Origin of the sequence: Mesorhizobium sp. M2A.F.Ca.ET.037.01.1.1 (assembly GCF_003998075.1) — a bacterium.
Classification (GTDB): domain Bacteria; phylum Pseudomonadota; class Alphaproteobacteria; order Rhizobiales; family Rhizobiaceae; genus Mesorhizobium.
Window position 1 is genome coordinate 1 of the sequence record NZ_RZSA01001553.1, and the last position, 892, is coordinate 892.

1 protein-coding gene is annotated in these 892 nt (G+C 61.3%); it reads right to left on the reverse strand.

Annotated features, from left to right (window positions below; genetic code table 11):
- Positions 1–525: 525 nt before the first annotated feature.
- Positions 526–892: hydantoinase B/oxoprolinase family protein (locus EOA27_RS38315; protein WP_189562376.1), on the reverse strand; the 367-nt coding region annotated here is incomplete at its 5' end.

An 892-nucleotide genomic window follows, 5' to 3' on the forward strand; every position in this document is an offset into this window, starting at 1 on the left:
CCTGGGGTTCCCCGAACCGCCGTTCTCGTGAGAGGGTTCTTAGCTTCCGTTCCGCGGCCGCGTCACAGAGGCTTCCAACTCACTTGACTATTATCGTCCCCTTCATCATCAGATGAAAATCACAGTGGTAGTGAATAGGATCGGCTGAAGCCTTAATGGTCGTCGAATACTTTTTCTTCGGTTTTAGAGAATCGGTCCCCTCGAACTTTCCGGTGGAATCCATTCCGGCGTGACCGTGTGCTCAAAGGTCGTTTCGCTTGACCACTCCACGGTGTCTCCCGCGGCTATGGTCACCTCCTTCGGGTCATATCCCATTGAGCCGTCAACTGGGCGTCACATGTCGGCTTTTGCCTCGCACGTTGCAGCCCAGCAAAAGCAGGCATCGATCCAATCCGCCCCCGGCCAGGCGGCTTCTGGGCCAGGTCGGAGAGCTTCTTGCGGTGATGCCGGCGGGCTTCACGTGCCTGACGACCGGCGCCATAGCGATGCGCGCATGCCCTCCATTTGCAGGAGGTCGCGTCGTACCTACTGCCGAGTGCTCCGAAGTTCTGCCGTTCGCACCTCGTCAACCATCAAGAGCCCGGCGTCCTCCGCATCCTTCAGGGCGACACAATAGACGTTCTCGGCGTCCTCGCGGCTCAGCCAGCCGCGATTGACGGTCGCCGCGACACGCTTAGGATCGCGCTTCAGCGGATCGCCGTAACCGCCGCCGCCGCAGGCGGTGAACTCGATGCGGGCGCCATCCTCGATCGTCTCTTCGCTGAAGGCAGGCAGCACGATTTTCTCGCTTGCCCTAAGCTTGATCGTCTCGCTCTCCTTGCCGTCGCCGCCGCCCAACACGCCGCGCGGCGGGAAGCTGGTGCCGTCGGCCGCGTAGACGATCGTCATGTCG